Annotated in this window: 21 protein-coding genes and 1 pseudogene; 15 read left to right on the top strand and 7 right to left on the bottom strand. The window is 64.5% G+C overall.

What is annotated here, in order from left to right:
- The 6 genes and pseudogenes from ACSFBE_RS08805 to ACSFBE_RS08780 form a co-directional block, all read left to right on the top strand.
- Nucleotides 1-376: pseudogene (locus tag ACSFBE_RS08805) on the top strand (hypothetical protein); the annotation flags it as partial.
- The gene (locus ACSFBE_RS08800) at nt 376-870 is read left to right on the top strand and encodes a DUF4189 domain-containing protein (protein WP_435489992.1); all 495 of its coding nucleotides are present in this window, start codon (nt 376-378) and stop codon (nt 868-870) included. The pseudogene ACSFBE_RS08805 and the gene ACSFBE_RS08800, both read left to right, overlap by 1 nt.
- 138 nt (nt 871-1,008) lie before the next feature.
- On the top strand, nt 1,009-1,656 hold the full coding sequence (locus ACSFBE_RS08795; RefSeq protein ID WP_435489991.1) for a hypothetical protein: 648 nt from the start codon (nt 1,009-1,011) through the stop codon (nt 1,654-1,656).
- Between the two features lie 68 nt (nt 1,657-1,724).
- Nucleotides 1,725-3,011 carry an XVIPCD domain-containing protein gene (locus tag ACSFBE_RS08790; RefSeq protein ID WP_435489990.1) on the top strand — a complete coding sequence of 429 codons (1,287 nt, stop codon included), beginning with the start codon at nt 1,725-1,727 and terminating at the stop codon, nt 3,009-3,011.
- A gap of 71 nt (nt 3,012-3,082) precedes the next feature.
- Nucleotides 3,083-3,421, top strand: coding sequence for a hypothetical protein (locus ACSFBE_RS08785; protein ID WP_435489989.1), 339 nt, complete (start codon nt 3,083-3,085; stop codon nt 3,419-3,421).
- 540 nt (nt 3,422-3,961) lie between these two features.
- A complete protein-coding gene (locus ACSFBE_RS08780) occupies nt 3,962-5,638 on the top strand; it encodes a type IV secretory system conjugative DNA transfer family protein (RefSeq protein ID WP_435489988.1) in 1,677 nt (558 codons plus the stop codon).
- A 17-nt stretch (nt 5,639-5,655) separates the two neighbouring features.
- On the opposite strand, the gene ACSFBE_RS08775 is transcribed toward ACSFBE_RS08780, so the two are convergent.
- Nucleotides 5,656-8,523, bottom strand: coding sequence for an aconitate hydratase (locus ACSFBE_RS08775; RefSeq protein WP_435489987.1), 2,868 nt, complete (start codon nt 8,521-8,523; stop codon nt 5,656-5,658).
- 158 nt (nt 8,524-8,681) lie between these two features.
- Nucleotides 8,682-9,098 carry a hypothetical protein gene (locus ACSFBE_RS08770; RefSeq protein ID WP_435489986.1) on the bottom strand — a complete coding sequence of 139 codons (417 nt, stop codon included), beginning with the start codon at nt 9,096-9,098 and terminating at the stop codon, nt 8,682-8,684.
- A gap of 138 nt (nt 9,099-9,236) precedes the next feature.
- Between ACSFBE_RS08770 and ACSFBE_RS08765 the strand changes: the two genes are divergently transcribed.
- On the top strand, nt 9,237-10,061 hold the full coding sequence (locus ACSFBE_RS08765) for a helix-turn-helix domain-containing protein (RefSeq protein ID WP_435489985.1): 825 nt from the start codon (nt 9,237-9,239) through the stop codon (nt 10,059-10,061).
- Between the two features lie 106 nt (nt 10,062-10,167).
- Entirely contained in the window at nt 10,168-10,680 is a 513-nt protein-coding gene (locus tag ACSFBE_RS08760) for a pyridoxamine 5'-phosphate oxidase family protein (RefSeq protein ID WP_435489984.1), read from the top strand.
- A 71-nt stretch (nt 10,681-10,751) separates the two neighbouring features.
- On the opposite strand, the gene ACSFBE_RS08755 is transcribed toward ACSFBE_RS08760, so the two are convergent.
- From ACSFBE_RS08755 to ACSFBE_RS08735, 5 genes are all read right to left on the bottom strand, one after another.
- The gene (locus tag ACSFBE_RS08755; protein ID WP_435489983.1) at nt 10,752-13,337 is read right to left on the bottom strand and encodes a bifunctional aconitate hydratase 2/2-methylisocitrate dehydratase; all 2,586 of its coding nucleotides are present in this window, start codon (nt 13,335-13,337) and stop codon (nt 10,752-10,754) included.
- Nucleotides 13,338-13,410: 73 nt separating this feature from the next.
- Nucleotides 13,411-14,025, bottom strand: coding sequence for a hypothetical protein (locus ACSFBE_RS08750; protein WP_435489982.1), 615 nt, complete (start codon nt 14,023-14,025; stop codon nt 13,411-13,413).
- Between the two features lie 33 nt (nt 14,026-14,058).
- On the bottom strand, nt 14,059-15,063 hold the full coding sequence (locus ACSFBE_RS08745) for an HpcH/HpaI aldolase/citrate lyase family protein (RefSeq protein ID WP_435489981.1): 1,005 nt from the start codon (nt 15,061-15,063) through the stop codon (nt 14,059-14,061).
- Nucleotides 15,060-15,833: a trans-aconitate 2-methyltransferase gene (gene tam / locus ACSFBE_RS08740; RefSeq protein ID WP_435489980.1), complete on the bottom strand. Its 774-nt coding sequence runs from the start codon at nt 15,831-15,833 to the stop codon at nt 15,060-15,062. The genes ACSFBE_RS08745 and tam overlap by 4 nt, the downstream gene beginning before the upstream one ends.
- A 15-nt stretch (nt 15,834-15,848) precedes the next feature.
- A complete protein-coding gene (locus ACSFBE_RS08735; protein ID WP_435489979.1) occupies nt 15,849-16,838 on the bottom strand; it encodes a malate dehydrogenase in 990 nt (329 codons plus the stop codon).
- A 185-nt stretch (nt 16,839-17,023) separates the two neighbouring features.
- Between ACSFBE_RS08735 and ACSFBE_RS08730 the strand changes: the two genes are divergently transcribed.
- The 7 genes from ACSFBE_RS08730 to gltA all read left to right on the top strand — a co-directional run bounded on the left by ACSFBE_RS08730 (nt 17,024) and on the right by gltA (nt 22,989).
- Entirely contained in the window at nt 17,024-17,773 is a 750-nt protein-coding gene (locus ACSFBE_RS08730) for a GntR family transcriptional regulator (RefSeq protein ID WP_435489978.1), read from the top strand.
- A gap of 172 nt (nt 17,774-17,945) precedes the next feature.
- Nucleotides 17,946-18,392 carry a succinate dehydrogenase, cytochrome b556 subunit gene (sdhC, locus tag ACSFBE_RS08725; RefSeq protein ID WP_435490010.1) on the top strand — a complete coding sequence of 149 codons (447 nt, stop codon included), beginning with the start codon at nt 17,946-17,948 and terminating at the stop codon, nt 18,390-18,392.
- 13 nt (nt 18,393-18,405) lie between these two features.
- Nucleotides 18,406-18,771: a succinate dehydrogenase, hydrophobic membrane anchor protein gene (gene sdhD / locus ACSFBE_RS08720; protein ID WP_435489977.1), complete on the top strand. Its 366-nt coding sequence runs from the start codon at nt 18,406-18,408 to the stop codon at nt 18,769-18,771.
- Nucleotides 18,772-18,776: 5 nt separating this feature from the next.
- Nucleotides 18,777-20,588, top strand: a complete 1,812-nt coding sequence (sdhA, locus tag ACSFBE_RS08715) for a succinate dehydrogenase flavoprotein subunit (RefSeq protein ID WP_435454613.1) — start codon at nt 18,777-18,779, stop codon at nt 20,586-20,588.
- 34 nt (nt 20,589-20,622) lie between these two features.
- Nucleotides 20,623-21,324, top strand: coding sequence for a succinate dehydrogenase iron-sulfur subunit (locus ACSFBE_RS08710; protein ID WP_262072750.1), 702 nt, complete (start codon nt 20,623-20,625; stop codon nt 21,322-21,324).
- A 20-nt stretch (nt 21,325-21,344) separates the two neighbouring features.
- Nucleotides 21,345-21,623, top strand: coding sequence for an FAD assembly factor SdhE (locus tag ACSFBE_RS08705; protein WP_435489976.1), 279 nt, complete (start codon nt 21,345-21,347; stop codon nt 21,621-21,623).
- 55 nt (nt 21,624-21,678) lie between these two features.
- Nucleotides 21,679-22,989: a citrate synthase gene (gene gltA, locus ACSFBE_RS08700; RefSeq protein ID WP_435489975.1), complete on the top strand. Its 1,311-nt coding sequence runs from the start codon at nt 21,679-21,681 to the stop codon at nt 22,987-22,989.
- The last annotated feature ends 110 nt before the right edge of the window (nt 22,990-23,099 follow it).

The raw sequence follows: 23,099 nt of genomic DNA, 5'->3' as shown, positions 1-23,099 counted from the left end.
GGGGGTTGCAGGCAGTGCGGGGCTGACGAATCAGGCGATGCAGCAAGGGGACATCGGGTTGTTGATGACGACGTTGCTGATCTCTGCGCCGCCGATGGCGGCGGCGTTCTTTGGGGGAACGATGGGGAGTTTCTCCAGCGTGTCGCAGGTTTCGGCTGGTGCGGGGGCACAGGCCAATGCTTCGGGGATGCCGGGGCAGGCGGGGTATCAGCCGGCGGCTCAACCGACGACACAAGCAAATGGCTCGGATCGGACAGGCAGCGGCCCACTCGGTGGCAGCCTGAACCGCACGTCCGCACAACCCCCTGCCGACGAAATCAGAGCCGCATCCGTCCCGCCGCCACCAAAGGCACTCAAGGTGGATGGAGAGGCGTAATGAGGACGCTGGCATGCAACCTGTGGTTGTTGTTGGGTATGTTCGTGAGCTTCGGGGCGTATGCAAACTGTCCACCGGGCTCCTATCTGATTTCCAACCCAACCAACACCTATTGCCTGCCTGACCCTAACTATCGCTCGCCGCAACAAGCACTCCAGCAGCCTGTTGAGCAGTGGGAGCGTCGGTGGGGTGCGATCGCGACGGACGGACCTAGAGGCGCTATGGGTGTCGTCACCGACAAGCGCAGCGAGCGAGAAGCCTCACAAATAGCTATGCAAGATTGCCGGGCAAAAGGGGGCGTGGATTGCAAGGTTGACGCCGCGTATGACAACCAGTGTGCCGCGGTTGTTGTCGGCGATGGTGGCTACAACGTATCCAGCCGTCCCACAGCCGATCAAGCTATTACGACAGGCATGAAAACCTGTCGTGACGCTGGACGCAGTAACTGCCACGTCTACTACTCCGCCTGCAGCCTGCCGGTGCGAATTCGGTAGCGGCACCTCACCTCACCACCACATTGTGTTTACATGACAAATCGTTCGCCAAGGCCTGCGCTCAGTGCGCCGCAGACAGTCAACGTGAGAGCAACTGGAGCGTCGAATGACGCTCGCTTGCTCTCTCTTCGATCAATCTTGATTCTTTCGCTGGCTTCGATGGCGTGTTTCTCCGCACCGAGCATGGCGGCGGAGTCGAACGCATCGTCCGTCCAAGCCAGCGGCTCGGCACCACCGGTGACGTTGCCACAAGACTCGGGAGCACTCCAGTCGCTCACAAAAGATGACCTGAAGGTTCTGGCCACTAACGGCTCCAAGCTGCTGGATGCCCAGATTGGCGATCTCACTGGTCAGGGCAACGTCGCGGCGCTGGTCGTGCTCGAGCACCCTGCCGGCGATCCAAGTGCCGGAGAAGGCCCTTTGCGCACATTGCTGCTGGTGGCACGCGATGCGCACGGGAAGCTGCGAACGCTGGCCCAGAACGACAAGATCGTTCCATGCGCCCGATGCGGAGGCGTTGCGGGGGATCCTTACAGCTATTCACGTGTGGCTCCCGGTCGTTTTACTGTGGTCACGGAAGGCGGGTCCAGAGAGCACTGGTGGAATGAATTCCACTTCAGGTACGCGCCAAAAGTCAAAGCCTGGGTTCTGCACAAAGCCGTGCGCGGCGTCAGCGATACAACGACTGGACGCAAGAAGCAGATCAATCTCTCGGAAAAAACTTTGGGGGCTATCAAGTTGAACGACTTCGACCCGTCTTCACTGCCTCAGGTGAAATTGAATTAGGTCCGAATCGCAAGCAGCGATGCACTGAGTTCCTTCCAACGAGGGGGAACCGCAACAGGGAGTCAACCATGTCCAACGATCGACAAAACCAAGTTCTTCTAGATGGCTACAAGGCGGGGATCACATCGCCTGCCGAATTGGCCAACTACATGGCGCAGGTGACGCATGAGTCGCTTGATCTGAAACGTCTGAGCGAAGGTTTTAAGTACACGCAAGGCATCGATCAGATTCCAGTCCGCTCGGCCTTTCGCAATGGCCGCAAGGAACTCGAAGAAGCTCGCCTGGAAGCCTTGCAAGGAAAGCCCGAGCACCTGGGCGAACTGATGTACGGTGGCCGAATGGGGAACACTGATCCGGGCGACGGGTACAAGTACCACGGCAGAGGCTATATCCAACTTACGGGCAAGGATCAATACGCAGCGGCTGGCAAGGCTCTGGGGCTTGACTTGGTGAATCATCCCGAACTGGCATCAGAACCCGACAACGCCTCGAAGATTGCCGTCGCATACTGGAAGGCCAACGTCCACGGAGCAGCCCGAGAAAATGTCGCGTCGGCCACTCGAGCCATCAACAACGGTGACAACGGCCTGAAGGACCGGCAAGATCGCTTTGCCGATTGGAAAGGAAAACTCACTCCCGAGGTAATGGCAGGCTTGGCCAAGGGGGAAGTTGCGCTACCAAAGGCGGCGGACCACCATAGCGCGCTCCGACAAGGCACTCCGAGCGAATCGGTGCGCGAACTTCAAACCAAGCTCGGCCAGCTGGGCTACACGAGCGCCGATGGCAAGCCTCTTGCGGCCGACGGGCACATGGGCTCCGGCACACGACATGCTGTCAAAGCCTTTCAGCACGATCACGATCTCAGGGAAGATGGCGTAGCAGGCCCGGGCACGCTGAAGGCCATCGAGGCCCAGTTGAAAACGCTTGAGGCTCAGGCGATGGCAGCGCCCGCAGCTGCTTGGCCACTGTTGAACGATGGCCAGCATCCTGGCAACGGGTTCTACAAACAGGCCTTGGCCGGGCTGGAGAAGATCAACGTCGAGCGCGGCATCCCCTCCGATCAATACACCTGCAATGCCGCCGGCACCTTGGCTTCAGCGGCTTGCCAATCCAGGTTCAGGCAGATCGATCTTGTCGCCGTGAGCGACAACGGCGACAAGCTCATTGCGGTGCAGGGTACGCCGGGCGCCGCGCATTCCAAGGTGATCGATGTGCAGACGGTGGTGGCGCTGAACACGCCCCTTGCGCAAAGCTCGCAAGCCTTCGCCGAGGCGCACAACCTGCAGCAGAACCAGCAGTCCCAGCAGCAGGTGAATCGGCCGGTTCAGACGCAAACCGGGCCGGCTCTGGCTTGAGTTGAATCCGCGCGTCAGCACTTCGTGTTCATGAGAACCATCGTCTTTCACCGACCATGAATACTTCGCGCATGCACGGTCTCGTCGCCGTGATCCAGTCGCTGATGGCGCTGTTCGTCGGTGTGCTGCGCATGGCCATGGCCAGCGCGATCGCCATGACGGCAGTCGCGGCCATCGCCCTTGTGCTCTTCACAGCCTGGATCATGGTGCAGGGCTTTCGCATCCTCACCGGCCAGTCGCGCGAGCCGATGATGGGCTTGGTGGTCAATGCCAGTCGCACCACCCTCATCCTGATCGCCGCCTCCACGATGGCCCTGGGCGGCTCCAACATCCAGACCTTCTTCACCGACACCATGGCCTCGGGCATCAATGGCCTCGTCACAGCAACAACGAAGCGCCAGACAAGATGATCGACAAAACCTCGCCCTCACCGCAGTGGCGATGACCGCCATCGAGGGCGCAGGGCTCAACGGCTCCATCAGCGCCGAGAACGTGGCGGCCGCGGGTAATCACTCCGAGTCGCCGTGCCGGGCTTCCGCATCTTCACCTGCGGGACCAATCGCGTCTCATTGCACTCATATAACAACCAGTCAGGGAACAGCCAATCATGAAAACTCCACGAGTCGTCGCTTCGCTCTTACTCGTCTCAACATTGACCGTGAGCGCACAAGAGCTTCGATATCGAAGCAACGACCCCTTCGTTTTTTGCCGCTACGGCTACAAACAAACCGTTGCTGAAATGTGCTGGGTGCCTGTTGCGCCCTACACCGGTGCCTGGACGTACACGTGGATGTGCAAAGAGCCCAACTACTACGGAAGGAAGTGGAAGCAGGAGGATCGTGATTCCCTGAATCAGTACTTGACGATCTGCCCACAGGCCGTCAACAGCGGGGAGTGGAAGGGTCCTGGCGACGGAACTGAAGCGCCATTCAAGCACTGAGTCGGAATCAATGACCAAGGCCAAGTGGGCTGGCGCAGCCCTGACCCTCCTTGCGGCGCTTCCGGCAGGGCTTTACCTGTCGGGGTGGCTCGCCCTTTTTCTGCTCAAACTCGATACGCGAACGCTGGCATGGAACACCTACCCAAGTTATTGGCAAGCGCTGGAGCTGCCCGCCTACCACGCCTACTCGCAGCAAATCCATCTGGCTGGGTACATCGGCCTTGGCGCCCCCCTGTTGCTCTGGCTGGGCCTGTTGGCGCTGCTCGCCAGGACCAAGGCCCCTTCGATCCACGGTGATGCCCGTTTCGGCACTGGCACCGACCTGGGGCGGCTCGGCATGTTCAAGCCCGCCACCAACGGAATTCTGGTGGGCAAGTTCGGCGGCAAGCTGGTTCGCCTCCCGGGCCAGCAATTCGTCATTCTTGCGGCCCCGACACGCTCGGGCAAAGGCGTGGGCATCGTCATCCCCAATCTGCTGGAGTACGGCGAATCGATCGTGGTGCTCGACATCAAGCAGGAGAACTACGAACTCACCAGCGGATGGCGCGCGCAACAAGGCCAAGAGGTCTATCTCTTCAATCCCTTCGCGGAAGATCGAAAGACGCATCGCTGGAACCCGCTCACGTATGTCTCTACGGACCCGGCCTTTCGGGTGTCCGACCTGATGAGCATTGCGGCCATGCTGTATCCGGCCGGCGCAGCCGACCAGAAGTTCTGGGTCAGCCAGGCACGCAACGCCTTCATGGCCTTCTCGCTATATCTGTTCGAGAAATGGGAAAACGATGGCAAGCACGGACTTCCAGAGCAGGTCCGCACTGCGCGCACCCTTGGGCAGATCTATCAACTGTCGTCCGGCAACGGCACGGACCTGCGCAAGTCGTATGAGGAATTGGCAGCGTCGCCATTCCTGAGCGGCAACGCGCAATCGGCATTCTCGAACCTGCTGTCCCAGGCGGCAGAAACCTTTGCCTCGATCCTCGGCACCTTCAAGGAACCACTCAACGCCTGGATCAACCCGGTGCTCGACGCAGCCACCAGCGCCGACGACTTTCTGCTCACCGACGTGCGCAAGAAAAAGATGACCATCTACATCGGCATCCAGCCCAACAAGCTCGCCGAGAGCAGGTTGATCGTCAACCTGTTTTTCAGTCAGCTCATCAACGTGAACACCAAGGAGCTGCCGCAGAACAACAAGGCACTCAAGCACCAATGCCTGCTGCTGATGGACGAATTCACCAGCATCGGCAAGGTGGACATCATTGCCAATGCCGTGAGCTACATGGCCGGCTACAACCTGCGGTTGTTGCCCATCATCCAGAGCATGGCCCAACTCGATGCCACCTATGGCAAGGAAGTGGCACGCACCCTGATCACCAATCACGCGCTGCAGATCATCTACGCACCGCGCGAGCAGCAGGACGCCAACGACTATTCGGACATGCTGGGCTACACGACCGTGCGCAAGCAAAACGTGACCCGCGGCAGAGAGACCAGCCGCAGTGAGTCAGAAGAGCGCCGAGCCCTGATGCTGCCTCAGGAGCTCAAGGCCATGGGACCGGACACCGAGGTCTTCCTCTACGAGGGCCTTCCCCACCCGGTGAAGTGCGACAAGATCCGCTATTACCAGGACAAGTACTTCACGCAGAGGCTGCTGGAGAAGGCGGCGATTCCAATCTTGTCGATCTGAATCCGGCGCGCCGCGCCTCAGGCCGCCAGCAACTGCCGCAGCACGAAAGGCAGGATGCCGCCGTGCTTGTAATAGTCGACCTCGATCGGCGTGTCGATGCGTAGGCGCACCGTGGCTTCCTGGTGGGTGCCGTCGGGGCGATGCACCACCAGCTTCACGTCCATCATCGGCTTCAAGTCGCCTTCGATCACCACATCGATCTTCTCGTGGCCGGTCAGGCCCAGGCTTTGCCACGAATCGGCGCCGCGGAACTGCAGCGGCAGCACGCCCATGCCGACCAGATTCGCGCGGTGGATACGCTCGAAGCTGCGCGCCACGACGGCCTTGATGCCCAGCAGCTGCGTGCCCTTGGCGGCCCAGTCGCGCGAGGAGCCGGTGCCGTATTCCTCGCCGCCGAAGACCACGGTGGGCACCCCAAGCTCGATGTACTTCATCGCGGCGTCGTAGATGAACATCTTCTCGTTGCCCGGCTGGAACAGCGTGAGGCCGCCCTCTTCCTGCGTGCCCTTCTCGTCGGGCGGCAGCATGAGGTTCTTGATGCGCACATTGGCGAAGGTGCCACGCATCATGATCTCGTGGTTGCCGCGACGCGAGCCGTAGCTGTTGAAGTCGGCCTTCTGCACGCCGTGCGCCTTCAGCCAGATGCCCGCCGGCGAACTCTCCTTGATGGAGCCGGCTGGCGAGATGTGGTCGGTGGTGATCGAGTCGCCGAACAGCGCCATGACCCGCGCGCCCGAGAAGCCCGGGTTGGTGGCGGCCGGCTTCATCTTGAAACCCTCGAAGAACGGCGGCTCGGCGATGTAGGTCGACGTGGGCCAGTTGTAGACGTCGCCGCTCACGCCCTTGATGCTGCTCCACAGCTTCCCGGGGTTCTCGGCGATCTGCTCGTAGTTCTTGCGGAAGGCCTTGGCGTTCATCGCGAAGTGCAGGTTCTCGTCGATCTCCTTGGCCGTCGGCCAGATGTTGCCCAGGTACACGTCCTTGCCATGCTTGCCCTTGCCCACCGGCTGGGTCATGAGGTCGACCATGACGTTGCCGGCGATGGCATAAGCCACCACCAGCGGCGGCGAGGCCAGGAAGTTGGCCTTGAGGTTCGGATGGATGCGTGCCTCGAAATTGCGGTTGCCCGAGAGCACGGCCGCCGCCACCAGGTTGTTGTCGGTGATGACTTCGTTGATCTCCGGCGTGAGGTCGCCGGCGTTGCCGATGCAGGTGGTGCAGCCGTAGCCGGCGAGGTAGAAGCCCAGCTTCTCGAGGTACGGCATGAGGCCGGCCTTCTCGAGGTATTCGGTGACGATGCGCGAGCCGGGTGCGAGCGATGTCTTGACGTGCGGCTTGACGGTGAGTCCGGCCTCGACCGCCTTTTTTGCCAGCAGGCCCGCAGCCAGCAGCACGCTCGGATTCGAGGTGTTGGTACACGACGTGATGGCGGCGATCAGCACGTCGCCGTTGCCGATGGTGACCTGCCCCTTGGGCGCGGCCGGGGCGGTCGCGCTCACGTGAGCGGCGGCCTTGGTCGAGCGGTTGGCGACCATCTCGACCAGCTGGCGCGGCGCGCCGGGCGCGGGCGCCGGCGCCTCGGTGTCGTTGCCTTGGCCGTTCTTCGTGAGCGGGTAGCGGATCTTCAGCTTGTCGGCCGGCTGGTTGAAGCCGTTGGCATCGTTCGGCTTGCTGTAGAGCTCGGAGAACTTGGTGGCCAGGTGGCCGAGGTCGATGCGGTCCTGCGGGCGCTTGGGGCCAGCCAGGCTGGGCGACACGGTGCCCAGGTCGAGGCGAACGATCTTCGTGTAGTGCAGCTCGCCAGGCGCCGGCATGCCGAACAGGCCCTGGGCCTTGTAGTAGGCCTCGAAGCGCTCGATTTCTTCGGCGGTACGGCCGGTGCCCTTGAAGTAGGCGAGCGTCATCTCGTCCACCGGGAAGAAGCCCATGGTGGCGCCGTACTCGGGCGCCATGTTGCCGATGGTCGCGCGGTCGGGCACGGCGATCGATGCAGCACCCGGGCCGAAGAATTCGACGAACTTGCCCACCACTTTTTCGCTGCGCAGGATGGCGGTGACGAAGAGCACAAGGTCGGTCGCCGTCACGCCTTCGCGCAGCTTGCCGGTGAGCTCGAAGCCCACCACGTCGGGCGTCAGCATGTAGACCGGCTGGCCGAGCATCGCGGCCTCGGCCTCGATGCCGCCCACACCCCAGCCGACCACGCCGATGCCGTTGATCATCGTCGTGTGGCTGTCGGTGCCGACCAGCGAGTCGGGGTACCAGGTTGGCACGTCGGCCTTGTCGTCGGCGGCCTTGTAGACGCCGCGCGCGAGGTACTCGAGGTTCACCTGGTGCACGATGCCGAAGCCCGGCGGCGTGACGCCGAAGGTATCGAAGGCCTGCATGCCCCACTTCATGAACTGGTAGCGCTCGTTGTTGCGCTGGAACTCCAGCTTCATGTTCAGGTCGAGCGCCTTGGGCGTGCCGTAGTGGTCGACCATCACCGAGTGGTCGACGACCAGGTCGACCGGCACCAGCGGCTCGATGGTCTTGGGGCTCTTGCTGAGTTTCTGCGCCACGCTTCGCATGGCGGCCAGGTCGGCCAGCAGCGGCACGCCGGTGAAATCCTGCAGCACCACGCGGGTGACGACGAAGGGGATTTCTTCGGTGCGCTCGGCGTTGGGTTGCCAGTTGGCGAGCTGCTCGACGTTCTCGGCACCGACCTTCTGGCCGTCACAGTTGCGCATCACCGACTCGAGCACGATGCGGATCGAGACCGGCAGCTTCGAGATGTTGGGGTACTGCTTGGCGAGTTCCTTGAGCGACCAATACTTGCCGGACCCTCCCGATGCCGTCTTGAATGTCTTGAGGGCGGATGCGAAGGGGTGTGCCGGTGCTTTGGCCATGGGAACTCCTGTGATTCGTGGGAAGCACCTCAAAGATAGCAGGCTTCGAAGTCATTGGCTGTGGGAGGGATGGCCGTGACGCCGCTCCCTCCGGTGGTCCGCTTCCTTCGGACGGGCCCGGATTCCCCCCTTCGGAGGAGGCCGCGCGAAAGGCTGTTTCAGGCCACCGCCATCCGGCCGCGCGCGGGGCGCGTCGCACGCAGCCCCATCCACTGCAATTCCGCCAGCACGATCACGACCACGGCTTGCGCCAACACCCAGGCCGCGCCGAGCACCGTGTGCGCAACCAGGCCGCTCGCCAACAGCGCCACACCGCCCACCGCCCAGGCCACGTTGCCCACGACGACGAGCCCGACAAGCCGGCGCGGCGGCACGGGTCGGCGGGCCATCCACGCGGCGAGCGCGGCATAGGCCAGCAGGAAGACACCGGTGCCGGTGAGCAAGGCCATAGGCAGGCCGGTCAGGCCGGCCAGCGTGTCGGTCAGGCCGAGCTGCAAGGCACCGGTCGCGGCGCAGGAGAGCGCGTCGGCGGCCATCACGCGGGGGAGGAAACGGGGGGAAGCAAAGATCGACATGGTGGAACTCCTTCAGGTGGGGTGTCACGCGGCAGGCCTTTCCTGCTGCGTGGGGTCGATGATTCCGCCGAGGCATCAGCACGTCGATGACCTGGGAGGTCATGGCCCCGCCGCGCTGCGCCCGCCAAAATGGCCGCCATGCAAAGCCCCACCCACCCTCCCGTTGCCCCTGGCGCCCGAGAGCCCTTCGGCACCCACCTGCGCCATTGGCGCCAGCGCCGGCGGCTGAGCCAGCTCGATCTGGCGCAGGAGGCCGAGGTGTCGACCCGGCACCTGAGCTGTGTCGAGACCGGCCGCGCCGCGCCCAGCCGCGAGATGGTGCTGCGCCTGACCGAACGGCTGGGCGTGCCGCTGCGCGAGCGCAATGCGCTGCTGGTGGCGGCCGGCTTCGCGCCCATGTACCGCCAGCGCACGCTCGACGACCCGGCGCTCGCCGCGGCGCGCCGAGCGGTCGACCTGGTGCTGAAAGGCCACGAGCCCTATCCGGCGCTGGCCATCGACCGCCACTGGCAACTGGTCGCCGCCAACCGCATCGTGCCGCTGCTGATGGCCGGCGCCGCGCCCGAGCTGCTGGTGCCGCCGGTCAACGTGCTGCGGCTGAGCCTGCATCCGCAGGGGCTGGCGCCGAGGATCATCAACCTGGCGCAGTGGCGTGCGCACCTGCTGGAGCGGCTGCAGCAGCAGATCGCCGCCACCGGTGACCCGGTGCTGCAGGCGCTGCACGACGAACTGGCTGCCTACCCGGTGCCGGTGCCGGGGCACGATGCGCCGTCCTCCGGCGGGGAGCTCGCTGGCGTGGTGGTGCCCTTCCAGCTGGCCACCGAGAGCGGCGTACTCAGCTTCATCAGCACCACCACCATCTTCGGCACGCCGGTGGACGTGACGCTGCAGGAACTGGCCGTCGAATCCTTCTTCCCGGCGGACGCGCAGACCGCTGCGGCGCTGTCGGCCCTGCAGGGGTGACGCAGACCGTCGGCGTCGGCCCACACGCACACGCGACCTTCGGCCTCCCCTGAGACGCCTGGCCGATTCGTATGTTGGAGATCTTCAACTTCGCGAGGGGCCTACCATGACCACAACCACAATCACCGCCAACGACCATCAGAAGCTCTGGCACCTGATCAAGGACACCCGCTTCGGCATGTTCGTGCACCGCCATCACGACGGCCTGCTGCACAGCCATCCGCTGACGACGCAGAACAAGGCGCTCGACGAGGGCGCGACGCTGTATTTCTTCGTGCCGAAGGACGGCGAGATCGCCGGCAGCATCGCCGCCGACAGCGCCGTCAACGTCGCCTACGCCAACACCGACAAGGACTGCTACGTGTCGGTGTCCGGCCGCGCCGCGATGCTGGAAGACCCCGCCAAGAAGCAGGCACTCTTCAACACCGCCGCCAAGGCCTGGTTCCCGAAGGGCGTGAGCGACCCCAACCTCGGCCTGCTGACGGTGCAGATCGACAACGCCGAGTTCTGGGACGTCGACGACAGCAAGATGGTCCAGATCTTCAAGATGATGAAGGCCGCCGTGACTGGGCAGCCGCCTCAGCACATGGGCGAGCACAAGACGCTGAACGTCGGCTGAGGCACGGTCGTCTCGCCGCATGAAAAAGGCCCACCGAGGTGGGCCTTTGCATTGCCGTGAGGCGCTGACGATCAGGCGGCGACGCCGTCGGCCACCTTCTGGTATTCCTCGAGCTTGTCGAAGTTCAGGTACTGGTAGATCTGCGCGCTGGACGCATCCAGCACGCCGACGCTCGACATGTACTCTTCCTTCGTCGGGATGCGACCCAGGCGCGAGCAGATCGCGGCCAGCTCGGCGCTGCCGAGGTACACGAAGGTGTTCTTGCCCAGGCGGTTCGGGAAGTTGCGAGTCGAGGTCGACATCACCGTCGCGCCTTCGCGCACTTGCGCCTGGTTGCCCATGCACAGCGAGCAGCCCGGCATCTCGGTGCGCGCGCCGGCATTGCCGAACACGCCGTAGTGGCCTTCTTCGGTCAGCTGGTGCGCGTCCATCTTGGTCGGCGGCGCGATCCACAGCTTGACCGGGATGTCGCGCTTGCCTTCGAGCAGCTTCGACGCCGCGCGGAAGTGACCGATGTTGGTCATGCAGGAGCCGATGAACACCTCGTCGATCTTGGCGCCGGCGACATCGGACAGCGTCTTCACGTCGTCCGGGTCGTTCGGGCAGGCCACGATCGGCTCGTGGATGTCGGCCAGGTCGATCTCGATGACAGCCGCGTAGTCGGCGTCGTCGTCGCCCTTGAGCAGTTGCGGGTCCTTCAGCCAGGCTTCCTGCGCAGCGATGCGGCGGGCCAGCGTGCGGCCGTCGGCGTAACCCTCGGCAATCATCCAGCGCATCAGCGTGATGTTGCTGTTGATGTACTCGATGATCGGTTCCTTGTTCAGGTGCACCGTGCAGCCGGCGGCCGAGCGTTCGGCCGAAGCGTCGCTGAGCTCGAAGGCTTGTTCCACCTTCAGGTCGGGCAGGCCTTCGATTTCCAGGATGCGGCCCGAGAAGATGTTCTTCTTGCCCTGCTTGGCAACCGTCAGCAGGCCCGACTTGATCGCGTACAGCGGAATCGCGTTGACCAGGTCACGCAGCGTGACACCGGGCTGCATCTTGCCCTTGAAGCGCACCAGCACCGACTCGGGCATGTCCAGCGGCATCACGCCCGTGGCGGCCGCGAAGGCGACCAGGCCGGAGCCGGCCGGGAAGCTGATGCCGATCGGGAAGCGCGTGTGGCTGTCGCCGCCGGTGCCGACGGTGTCGGGCGTCAGCAGGCGGTTGAGCCACGAGTGAATGACGCCGTCGCCGGGGCGCAGGGAGACGCCGCCGCGCGTGGCCATGAAGTCAGGCAGCTCGTGATGCATCTTCACGTCGACCTTCTTCGGATAGGCCGCGGTGTGGCAGAACGACTGCATGACCAGATCGGCCGAGAAGCCCAGGCAGGCCAGGTCCTTCAGTTCGTCGCGCGTCATCGGGCCGGTGGTGTCCTGCGAGCCGACCGAGGTCATCTTGGGTTCGCAATACGTGCCGGGGCGCACGCCGGTGCCCTCGGGCAGGCCGCAGGCACGGCCGACCATCTTCTGCGCGAGCGAGAAGCCCTTCTTGGTGTCGACCGGGCTGCTCGGCAGGCGGAACAGCGTCGACACGGGCAAGCCCAGCGCTTCACGCGCCTTGGTGGTGAGGCCGCGGCCGATGATCAGCGGAATTCGGCCGCCGGCGCGCACTTCATCGAACAGCACGTCGCTCTTCACCGAGAACTCGGCGATGACCTGGCCGTCCTTCAGGGCCTTGCCTTCGTAAGGGCGCAGTTCGACCACGTCGCCCATCTCCATCTGGCTCACGTCGAGCTCGATCGGCAGCGCGCCCGAGTCTTCCATCGTGTTGTAGAAGATGGGGGCGATCTTGCCGCCCAGGCAGACACCACCGAAGCGCTTATTCGGCACGTAGGGGATGTCTTCGCCAGTGAACCAGAGCACCGAATTGGTGGCGCTCTTGCGCGACGAACCCGTGCCGACCACGTCGCCGGCGTAGGCCACCAGATGGCCGCGGGCGCGCAGGTCTTCGATGAATTTCACCGGGCCGCGCTTGCCGTCTTCTTCCGGCACGATGCCGGGGCGCGCGTTCTTGTGCATCGCCAGGGCGTGCATCGGGATGTCGGGACGCGTCGTCGCATCGGGTGCGGGCGACAGGTCGTCGGTGTTGATTTCGCCAGCCACCTTGAAGATGCTGACGGTGATGCTCTGCGGCACTTCGGGGCGGCTGGTGAACCACTCGGCATCGGCCCAGCTCTGCAGCACGGCCTTGGCGTTGGCGTTGCCGGCGTCGGCCTTTTCCTTGACGTCGTGGAACTGGTCGAACATCAGCAGCGTCTTCTTCAGGCCTTCGGCTGCGACGGCGCCGACATCGGCATCGTCCAGCAGGTCGATCATCGGGCTGATGTTGTAGCCGCCGAGCATGGTGCCGAGCAGTTCGGTGGCGCGAGCGCGCGACAGCAGCAGGCTCTTCTCGGTGCCATGCGCCACCGCCGCCAGATAGCTGGCCTTCACCTTGGCCGCGTCGTCGACGCCGGCGGGCACACGGTACGTGAGCAGGTTGAGCAGGAACTCGCCGTCTTTCAACGACGCGTTCTTCATCAGCTCGATCACTTCACCGGTCTGCTTGGCGGTAAGGGGCAGCGGCGGGATACCGAGCGCGGCGCGCTCGGCGACATGGTCAACGTAGGCTTGCAACATTTTCTTTTCTCCGGACGATCAAACGACAGGCGGCTCGCGCTTCTAGCAAGAGCCGCGCCTCCCGGGGGAGGGCTTACTTCTTGGTGCCGGCGCCGGCGGGCGCGGCGTCCGCACCTTCGAACAGGCTCTTGGGCGGGTTCTTCTTCATTTCCTCGGCGAAGGCCAGTTGTTCCGGCCCCTGGCATTCGTCGGCCAGGCGCAGGCCCTGCTTCTGGTTCATCAGCATCGACTTGTTGGCGATCTGCAACCACATCGCGCCGGCACGCGGGTCTTCCAGGCGGATCGCGCCGGTGCGGCTTTCGACCGGGTGCATCCGGTACTTGACGCCCTTGGTCGAGACGGTGAAGAAGCCGGCCTTCTTGTCGTCCGGCGTGACCGTCACGTCGGCGCCCAGCTCGCACTGGATCTTGCCGGTGTGGACGCGCTTGGCCACCGCCAGGTCGGCTTCGCTCAAGGTGATGTCGGTGCTGGTGTCGATCGGCGTGACTTCCTCGACCGCCTTGGCGGCGCGCGGCGTCACCTGGCGCTTCTTGGCGGCAGCGGTCTTGGTGCCGGTGGCCGCCGGTTTGGCGGCTGTCTTGTCCGACGTTTTCGCCGCCGGCTTGGCGGGTGGCGTCGTCTGGGCGGTCGCGGCCAGCGGCAGTGCCAAGGCGGCAGTGGCGGCGATCAGTGCAAGGGTCTTGTTCATCGGTGGTTTCCTTGAGGGATGTTGTCTTGGTTGTCAGGGGGAAGTGAACCAGGCCTGCGCCTCGGAGGGCAGCGGTCGGCCTGTGGCATGGGCGCGCTCGAGCAGCTGCCAGAAATGGCGGTAGCTCGCGCGGTCGTGGAGTGTGCCGTCGATGCTGACCGGCGCCCATTCCTGGCGCACGGCGGCATCGACGATGCGGACGGCCTGGGCAATCTGCCCTTCGTCGGGCGCGAAGGCCTCGAGGATCGGCCGGATCTGGCTCGGGTGGATGCTCCACATGCGGGTGTAGCCGAACTCGCCGGCGGCCCGCTTCGCCGCGGCCCGCAAGGCCTCGACGTTGCTGAATTCGGTCACGACGCAGTGCGAAGGCACCTTGCCGTGGGCGTGGGCGGCCGAGGCGATGGCCAGCTTGGCGCGCACCACGAGCGGATGGCTGAACTGGCCGGCCACGCCCATGCCATCGGCAGGGATGGCGCCAGCGTGGGCCGAGACGAAGTCCATCAGCCCGAAGCTGAGCGACTGCACGCGTGGATGGGCGGCGATGTCGAAGGCGTTATGCACCGCCAGGGGCGATTCGATGAGCACGTGCAGCGGCAGCGCGGTGGCGCCGGCGGCGTCGAGTGCCGCTGCGGCCCTGGCCACGTCGGCGACGGATTCGACCTTGGGCACCATCAGGTGGCTCAGCCGCTGGCCGGCACGGCCGGCGATCGTCGCGACGTCGGCGTCGAAGGCAGCATGGTCGACCGGGTGCACGCGCACACCGACACGCAGGCCGGCGGCCGCGCCGAGCGCCAGCTCGGTCACAAGCTGCGCGTGCTCGGCTTCGCCGCCGACGGGGGCGCCGTCTTCGCAGTCGAGCGTCACGTCGAACACGCAGGCGCCGAACTCCTCGGCCATCTCGGCCTGGAGCGCGAGACTCTTCTTCATGCGCGCCTCGACGCCGCTGTAGTGGTCGCAGACCGGCAGCACGATGGCGCCCGCCTGCGCGCCCAGCAGCACGTCGCGCGGGTGGGTCGTCGGCGTTGGCGAAGCGCTCATGCCTTGCGAGCCACGATGAACAGGCGCGGGAAGGCCAGCAGCAGCCGGCCGTCGGCGCGCGACGGATAGGCCTGCGCGATGCGGCGTTCGTAGGTTGCGAGATAACTCGCCTTGAGGCCGGCGTCGAGCGGGTCGACAAAGGGCTTGAGCCCGGTGCTGCTCACCCATTCGACGATGGCCGCAGCCGACGCCATCGGGTGCTGGTAAATGGTGTGCCAGACGTCGACGTGGGCCGCATCGCGTGCCAGCAGGTCGTAGTAGCCGCCGATTCCCAGCAGCTCGGGGCGCAGCTTGTCGGCGTCGCCGATGGGCTCTTTCCACGGCGCCTCGGACGCGACTTCGCGCATCAGGCGGTGCGTGGGTTCGGCGCGGTTGTCGGGCATCTGGATGGCAAGCACGCCACCCGGCGCCAGCGCGGCGAACAGGCGCGGGATCAGCGTGTCGTGATCCGGCACCCATTGCAGGGCCGCATTGGCATAGATGAGATCGGGAGCGACATCGGGCGTCCAGCGGCCGATGTCGGCGAATTCGAACCGGGCCTGCGGCAGCCGCTCGCGCGCGCTGACCAGCATGGCCTCGGAGTTGTCGATGCCCTGCACGTCCGCTTGCGGGAAGCGGCGTGCCAGCAGCTCGGTGGAATTGCCCGGACCGCAGCCGAGGTCGACCACCCGGGCTGCCTCCGCCAGCGGAACGCGCGCCAGCAGCTCGGCAGCCGGACGCGTGCGCTCATCCTCGTAGCGGGTGTAGAGCGCGGGGTTCCAATCGAGCATCGACGTGGGCCGTGCTTACTTGACCAGGTGGGCCACGCCGGCCTGTTCGTCCGTCAGTTCCTTGAGCGTCTTGTCGATGCGCTCCTGGCTGAAGGCGTCGATGTCCAGGCCTTCAACGACCTTGTATTCGCCGTTCTCGCAGGTGACCGGGAAGCCGAACATCACGTCCTTCGGAATGCCGTATTGGCCGTCCGACGGGATGCCCATCGTGACCCACTTGCCGTTCGTGCCCAGGGCCCAGTCGCGCATGTGGTCGATGGCGGCGTTGGCAGCGGATGCAGCCGACGACGAACCGCGTGCTTCGATGATGGCCGCACCGCGCTTGCCGACGGTCGGCAGGAAGGTGTTGGCGTTCCATTCCTGGTCGTTGATCATCTTCGCGACGCTTTCGCCACCGATCGTCGCGAAGCGGTAGTCGGCGTACATCGTGGGCGAGTGGTTGCCCCAGACGGTGAGCTTCTCGATGTCGGCGACGGCCTTGCCGGTCTTGGCAGCGATCTGGCTGGCAGCGCGGTTGTGGTCCAGACGCAGCATGGCGGTGAAGTTCTTGCGCGGCAGGTCGGGGGCGCTCTTCATCGCGATGTAGGCGTTGGTGTTGGCGGGGTTGCCCACCACCAGCACCTTGACGTTGCGGCTGGCCACGGCGTTGAGCGCCGCGCCCTGTGCCGTGAAGATGGCACCGTTGACGGCCAGCAGTTCGGCGCGTTCCATGCCGGGGCCGCGCGGACGCGAGCCGACCAGCAGCGCGTAGTCGGCATCCTTGAAGGCGGTCATCGGGTCGCCATGCGCTTCCATGCCGACCAGCAGCGGGAAGGCACAGTCGTCGAGTTCCATCATCACGCCCTTGAGCGCCTTTTGCGGGCCTTCGACAGGAACTTCGAGCAGTTGCAGGATGACCGGCTGGTCCTTGCCGAGCATTTCGCCGGAGGCGATGCGGAACAACAGGGCGTAACCGATTTGGCCGGCGGCGCCGGTGACGGCAACGCGAACAGGCTTTTTGCTCATGGGAAGACTCCAGAAGATGATGAAAACGGCATTGGCGAGCACGGGGCTGCCGAGATGGCCCGGCGGACAAGCCCGGAGGGCGCAGAACCGGCGGGTATTTTAAGCTCATTCGCCATTTCGAGGGCGAATGTCTTATGTCTTATATAAGATATGGCCCGCGCAGCGCATGCGGCGCGCGCCCCGCCATGAACACGCCCTCCGTCGCCGACCTCGCCACGCCCTCCTTCAGCCCGCTCTACCAGCAGATCAAGGCCCTGATCCTGCAGAGCCTGCAGGCGGGCGAGTGGAAACCGGGCGAACCGATTCCGAGCGAGATGGAACTGGCGGCGCGCTTTCGCGTGAGCCAGGGCACGGTGCGCAAGGCGATCGACGAACTGGCCGCGGAAAACCTGGTGCTGCGCCGCCAGGGCAAGGGCACCTTCGTCGCCACCCACGCCGAGCAGCAGGTGCAGTACCGCTTCCTGAAGCTGGTGCCCGACAGCACCGGCGCCGACGGGCCGGCCGAGCGGACCATCGTCGACTGCAGGCGGCTGCGCGCATCGGCCGAAGTGGCGCGCGCACTGGCGCTGCGCACCGGCGATGCGGTGCTGCAGGTCCGCCGCGTGCTCGCCTACCAGGGCGTGCCGACCATCCTCGAAGACCTCTGGCTGCCAGGTGTGCCCTTCAAGGGGCTGACGGCCGAACGGCTGCGCGCCTGGCCTGGGCCGATGTACGCGATGTTCGAAACCGAGTTCGGCGTGCGCATGGTGCGGGCCGAAGAGAAGATCCGCGCCGTGCTGCCCGACGCCGAGCAGGCGGCCCTTCTGCATGTGCCGCGCACCGCCCCGCTGCTGAGCGTCGAGCGGGTGGCGCACACCTACCACGACACACCGATGGAACTGCGCCGTGGGCTCTATCGCACCGACACCCATCACTACCGCAATGAACTCGGCTGAACCCATGCACCGATGTGACGCCGCGGGGGTGCGGCCGAGCCGATCGTCCGACCAATCCGGTGCGGTGACGCGCAGGCGCCCGCTGCCCGATGGTGCATTGCAATAGAATTTTGCGTTGTTTGCATTTCCGCCAAAGACAAGCAGCTTCCCCGAAAAAGCAACGAAAGCCCCCATGACCGAGCTTGCCAAAACATCCCGTCCACCGAGACGTGAGTTCCGTAACATCAATGCCTTCACCGACCTCACCACCTACCGTCTTCCGCCCGCCGGCATCGTCTCGATCCTGCATCGCGTCAGTGGCGTCCTGATGTTCCTGCTGCTGCCGTTCATCATCTGGATGTTCGACACCTCGGTCTCCTCCGAAATCTCGTTTGCTCGCTTCAAGGCCGCCTTCAACAGCGGCCTTGGCTTCGTTCCGGGCTGGTTCCTGAAGCTGGTCGCCCTGGCGCTGATCTGGGCTTACCTGCACCACTTCATCGCCGGCCTGCGCCATCTGTGGATGGACGTGAGCCACGCCGCCGTGAACAAGGAGTTCGGCAAGAGCTCCGCCGTCGCCACGCTCGCCCTGAGCATCCTGCTGACCGTCGTTCTCGGCGCGAAGCTCTTCGGCCTGTATTGAGAAGGAGCTCGACATGTCTGTGAATTACGGCGCCAAGCGCATCGTCGTCGGCGCGCACTACGGTCTGCGCGACTGGCTCAGCCAGCGCATCACCGGTGGCCTGATGGCCCTCTTCACCATCCTCGTGCTGGCGCAGTTGCTGTTCTCGCGCGGCCCGATCGGCTACGACACCTGGTCCGGCATCTTCTCGGCCCAATGGATGAAGGTGCTGACCTTCGTGGTGATCGCTTCGATCCTCTACCACGTATGGGTGGGCATGCGCGATGTCTGGATGGACTACGTCCAACCGGTCGGCATTCGCCTCGCTTGCCAAATTTTCACGATCGTCTGGCTTGTGGGTTGCGCGGGTTGGGCCATTCAAGTGCTCTGGAGACTCTGAACAAGATGACTGCCTATACCAAAGACCAAATCACCAAGCGCAAGTTCGACGTCGTCATCGTCGGCGCCGGCGGTTCCGGCATGCGTGCCTCGCTGCAACTGGCGCGCGCCGGCCTCAACGTGGCCGTGCTTTCCAAGGTGTTCCCGACCCGTTCGCACACCGTCGCCGCGCAAGGCGGCGTGGGTGCATCGCTCGGCAACATGAGCGAGGACAACTGGCACTACCACTTCTACGACACGATCAAGGGCTCCGACTGGCTCGGCGATCAGGACGCGATCGAGTTCATGTGCCGCGAAGCCCCGAAGGTGGTGTACGAACTCGAACACTTCGGCATGCCCTTCGACCGCAACCCGGACGGCACGATCTACCAGCGTCCGTTCGGCGGCCACACCGCCAACTACGGCGAAAAGCCGGTGCAGCGCGCTTGCGCCGCCGCCGACCGCACCGGTCACGCAATGCTGCACACGCTCTACCAAAAGAACGTCGAAGCCCGCACCCAGTTCTTCGTCGAATGGATGGCGCTCGACCTGATCCGCGACGCCGAAGGCGACGTGGTCGGCGTGACCGCACTCGAGATGGAAACCGGCGACCTGCACATCCTGCAGGCCAAGACCGTGCTGCTGGCCACCGGTGGTGCCGGCCGGATCTTCCAGGCCTCGACCAACGCCTTCATCAACACCGGCGATGGCCTGGGCATGGCAGCGCGCTCGGGCATTCCGCTGCAGGACATGGAGTTCTGGCAGTTCCACCCGACCGGCGTGGCCGGTGCCGGCGTGCTGCTGACCGAAGGCTGCCGCGGCGAAGGCGCGATCCTGCTCAACAGCAACGGCGAACGCTTCATGGAGCGCTATGCGCCCACCATGAAGGACCTGGCGCCGCGCGACTTCGTGTCGCGTTCGATGGACCAGGAAATCAAGGAAGGTCGCGGCTGCGGTCCCAACAAGGACTACATCCACATGAAGCTTGACCACCTGGGCGCCGAGACGATCCACAAGCGCCTGCCGTCGGTCTACGAGATCGGCATCAACTTCGCAAACGTCGACGTCACGAAGGAACCGATCCCGGTCGTGCCCACCATCCACTACCAGATGGGCGGCATCCCGACCAACATCAACGGCCAGGTCGTACTGCAGGACGCGGACAACCAGAGCGTGGCGGTGAACGGTCTCTACGCGGTGGGCGAATGCTCCTGCGTGAGCGTGCACGGCGCCAACCGCCTGGGCACCAACTCGCTGCTCGACCTGCTGGTCTTCGGTCGCGCGGCGGGCAACCACATCGTCCAGTTCAACGACAAGCTGAAAGAGCACAAGCCGCTGCCGGCCGATGCGGCCGACCGCACGCTGGAGCGCCTGAACCAGCTCGAGGCCTCGACCAGCGGCGAATACGCGCAGGACGTGGCCAACGAGATCCGCACCGTGATGCAGCAGCACGCGGCGGTGTTCCGCAAGCAAGCCTCCATGAACGAAGGCGTGGGGAAGATCGCCCAGGTGCGCGAGCGCGTCAAGGCGATCACGCTCAAGGACAAGTCGCGCGTGTTCAACACCGCGCGCATCGAGGCGCTGGAAGTCGACAACCTGATCGAAGTGGCCCAGGCCACGATGATCTCCGCAGCCGCCCGCACCGAATGCCGCGGCGCCCACACGGTGGAAGACTACGAACGCCCCGCCGACGACCCGGTCGCACCGCTGGGCCGCGACGACAAGAACTGGATGAAGCACACGCTCTGGTACAGCGAAGACAACCGCCTGGCCTACAAGCCGGTCCGTCTGAAGCCCCTGACCGTCGACAGCGTGCCGCCCAAGGTCCGCACGTTCTAACCAGCTCATAAAAAGCACTCACAAGGTCACCACGATGAAGCGCACATTCCAGATCTATCGCTACGACCCGGACAAGGACGCGAAGCCGTACATGCAGACCATCGAGATCGAACTCGACGGCCACGAACGCATGCTGCTCGACGCCCTCATGAAGCTCAAGGCGCAGGACCCGACGCTGTCGTTCCGCCGCTCCTGCCGCGAAGGCGTCTGCGGCTCGGACGCGATGAACATCAACGGCAAGAACGGTCTGGCCTGCCTGACCAACATGAACACGCTCAAGGGCACCGTCGTGCTCAAGCCGCTGCCCGGCCTGCCGGTGATCCGCGACCTGATCGTCGACATGACGCAGTTCTTCAAGCAGTACAACTCGATCAAGCCGTACCTGCAGAACGACAACGTGCCGCCCGAGAAGGAACGCCTGCAGAGCCCGGAAGAGCGCGAAGAGCTCGACGGCCTCTACGAGTGCATCCTGTGCGCGAGCTGCTCGACCAGCTGCCCGAGCTTCTGGTGGAACCCCGACAAGTTCGTCGGCCCTGCCGGCCTGCTGCAGGCCTACCGCTTCATCGCCGACAGCCGCGACGAAGCCACCGCCGAGCGCCTGGATAACCTCGAAGACCCGTACCGCCTGTTCCGCTGCCACACGATCATGAACTGCGTCGACGTGTGCCCGAAGAACCTGAACCCGACCAAGGCGATCGGGAAGATCAAGGAATTGATGGTGCGTCGCGCCATCTGACCCGGGAAGAAAGCAGCACGATGCAAGCCGCCGCCGACCTCGACCAGCCGCTGGACGCCCGCGCGCTCAGCAAGCTGAAATGGCGTACGCGGCGCGGCTTGCTGGAGAACGACCTCTTCATCGCGCGCTTCTTCGAGCGGCACGAAGCCCGCTTGACGGTGCGTCAGGCGAAGGCGATGGAAACCCTGATGGATCTGTCGGACCACGATCTTCTCGACCTCCTTTTGCAGCGAAAGGAGCCCGAGCCCGCATGGGCCGGGGCGGACGTGGTCGATCTGCTGCGACTGATGCGTGTCTGACGACGCGCGACTGCCTGTCTTCCCGAATATCAATCTCTAGAGAAAGAAAGTCGAAATGAAAGCCTCCGACACCAAAGCCACCCTGTCCTTCAGCAACGGTGGGGACAACGTCGACCTGCCGGTCTACAAGGGCACGCTGGGCCCCGACGTGATCGACATCCGCAAGCTGTATGCGCAGACCGGCATGTTCACGTACGACCCGGGCTTCATGTCGACGGCCTCGTGCCAGTCGGCCATCACGTACATCGACGGCGACAAGGGCGAACTGCTGTACCGCGGCTACCCCATCGAGCAACTCGCGACCAACTGCGACTTCCTCGAAACCTGCCACCTGCTGCTGTACGGAGAACTGCCGGACGCCGGCAAGAAGCAGGACTTCACCAAGCTCGTCAGCAACCACACGATGGTCAACGAGCAGATGCAGTTCTTCCTGCGCGGCTTCCGCCGCGACGCGCACCCGATGGCCATCATGACCGGCCTGGTCGGCGCGCTGTCGGCCTTCTATCACGACAGCACGGACATCAACAATCCGAAGCACCGCGAGATCGCCGCGATCCGCCTGATCGCGAAGATGCCCACGCTGGTGGCGATGGCGTACAAGTACACGATCGGCCAGCCGTACATGTACCCGCGCAACGACCTGAGCTACGCAGGCAACTTCCTGCACATGATGTTCGCCACGCCGTGCGAGGAATACAAGGTGAGCCCGGTGCTCGAGCGCGCGCTCGACCGCATCTTCACCCTGCACGCCGACCACGAGCAGAACGCGTCGACGTCGACCGTGCGTCTGTGCGGCTCGTCGGGCACCAACCCCTTCGCCGCCATCGCAGCCGGCGTGGCCTGCCTCTGGGGCCCGGCCCACGGCGGTGCCAACGAAGCCGCGCTCAACATGCTCTACGACATCCAGAAGGCGGGCGGCGTGGAGAAGATCGGCGAGTTCATCAAGCAGGTCAAGGACAAGAATTCCAACGTCAAGCTGATGGGCTTCGGCCACCGCGTGTACAAGAACTACGACCCGCGCGCCAAGCTCATGCAGGAAACCTGCAAGGAAGTGCTGAGCGAACTGGGCCTGGAAAACGACCCGCTCTTCAAGCTGGCCATGGCCCTCGAGAAGATCGCTCTGGAAGACGAGTACTTCGTGTCGCGCAAGCTCTACCCGAACGTCGACTTCTACTCGGGCATCGTGCAGCGCGCCATCGGCATCCCGGTGCCGCTGTTCACCGCCGTGTTCGCCCTGGCCCGTACGGTCGGCTGGATCGCCCAGCTGAACGAAATGATCGGCGACCCGGAATACAAGATCGGCCGCCCGCGCCAGCTCTTCGAAGGCTCGACCCAACGCGACGTGAAGCCCATCGCCCAGCGCTGAGCGCCTGCGCAGGCCTCGCCGGCCTTCGCCTCGGAAAAGCTGCCTTCGGGCAGCTTTTTTGCGTCTTGGCTTACAGGAGCGCCCAAAGCCCCTCGCTATGTTCGGTGACG

The sequence above is a fragment of the Variovorax sucrosi genome (genome assembly GCF_051216635.1).
In the GTDB taxonomy this organism is placed as follows: domain Bacteria; phylum Pseudomonadota; class Gammaproteobacteria; order Burkholderiales; family Burkholderiaceae_C; genus Variovorax.
Note: the sequence above shows the minus strand (reverse complement) of the source record. Positions and strands in the feature narration are given on the sequence as shown.

What these genes read in the sequence shown, in the direction of transcription:
- ACSFBE_RS08800 (WP_435489992.1), top strand. Translation starts at nt 376, where the DNA reads ATGAGGACGCTGGCATGCAACCTGTGGTTGTTGTTGGGTATGTTCGTG.
- ACSFBE_RS08790 (WP_435489990.1), top strand. Translation starts at nt 1,725, where the DNA reads ATGTCCAACGATCGACAAAACCAAGTTCTTCTAGATGGCTACAAGGCG.
- ACSFBE_RS08785 (WP_435489989.1), top strand. Translation starts at nt 3,083, where the DNA reads ATGCACGGTCTCGTCGCCGTGATCCAGTCGCTGATGGCGCTGTTCGTC.
- ACSFBE_RS08780 (WP_435489988.1), top strand. Translation starts at nt 3,962, where the DNA reads ATGACCAAGGCCAAGTGGGCTGGCGCAGCCCTGACCCTCCTTGCGGCG.
- ACSFBE_RS08775 (WP_435489987.1), bottom strand. Translation starts at nt 8,523, where the DNA reads ATGGCCAAAGCACCGGCACACCCCTTCGCATCCGCCCTCAAGACATTC.
- ACSFBE_RS08770 (WP_435489986.1), bottom strand. Translation starts at nt 9,098, where the DNA reads ATGTCGATCTTTGCTTCCCCCCGTTTCCTCCCCCGCGTGATGGCCGCC.
- ACSFBE_RS08765 (WP_435489985.1), top strand. Translation starts at nt 9,237, where the DNA reads ATGCAAAGCCCCACCCACCCTCCCGTTGCCCCTGGCGCCCGAGAGCCC.
- ACSFBE_RS08760 (WP_435489984.1), top strand. Translation starts at nt 10,168, where the DNA reads ATGACCACAACCACAATCACCGCCAACGACCATCAGAAGCTCTGGCAC.
- ACSFBE_RS08755 (WP_435489983.1), bottom strand. Translation starts at nt 13,337, where the DNA reads ATGTTGCAAGCCTACGTTGACCATGTCGCCGAGCGCGCCGCGCTCGGT.
- ACSFBE_RS08750 (WP_435489982.1), bottom strand. Translation starts at nt 14,025, where the DNA reads ATGAACAAGACCCTTGCACTGATCGCCGCCACTGCCGCCTTGGCACTG.
- ACSFBE_RS08745 (WP_435489981.1), bottom strand. Translation starts at nt 15,063, where the DNA reads ATGAGCGCTTCGCCAACGCCGACGACCCACCCGCGCGACGTGCTGCTG.
- tam (WP_435489980.1), bottom strand. Translation starts at nt 15,833, where the DNA reads ATGCTCGATTGGAACCCCGCGCTCTACACCCGCTACGAGGATGAGCGC.
- ACSFBE_RS08735 (WP_435489979.1), bottom strand. Translation starts at nt 16,838, where the DNA reads ATGAGCAAAAAGCCTGTTCGCGTTGCCGTCACCGGCGCCGCCGGCCAA.
- ACSFBE_RS08730 (WP_435489978.1), top strand. Translation starts at nt 17,024, where the DNA reads ATGAACACGCCCTCCGTCGCCGACCTCGCCACGCCCTCCTTCAGCCCG.
- sdhC (WP_435490010.1), top strand. Translation starts at nt 17,946, where the DNA reads ATGACCGAGCTTGCCAAAACATCCCGTCCACCGAGACGTGAGTTCCGT.
- sdhD (WP_435489977.1), top strand. Translation starts at nt 18,406, where the DNA reads ATGTCTGTGAATTACGGCGCCAAGCGCATCGTCGTCGGCGCGCACTAC.
- sdhA (WP_435454613.1), top strand. Translation starts at nt 18,777, where the DNA reads ATGACTGCCTATACCAAAGACCAAATCACCAAGCGCAAGTTCGACGTC.
- ACSFBE_RS08710 (WP_262072750.1), top strand. Translation starts at nt 20,623, where the DNA reads ATGAAGCGCACATTCCAGATCTATCGCTACGACCCGGACAAGGACGCG.
- ACSFBE_RS08705 (WP_435489976.1), top strand. Translation starts at nt 21,345, where the DNA reads ATGCAAGCCGCCGCCGACCTCGACCAGCCGCTGGACGCCCGCGCGCTC.
- gltA (WP_435489975.1), top strand. Translation starts at nt 21,679, where the DNA reads ATGAAAGCCTCCGACACCAAAGCCACCCTGTCCTTCAGCAACGGTGGG.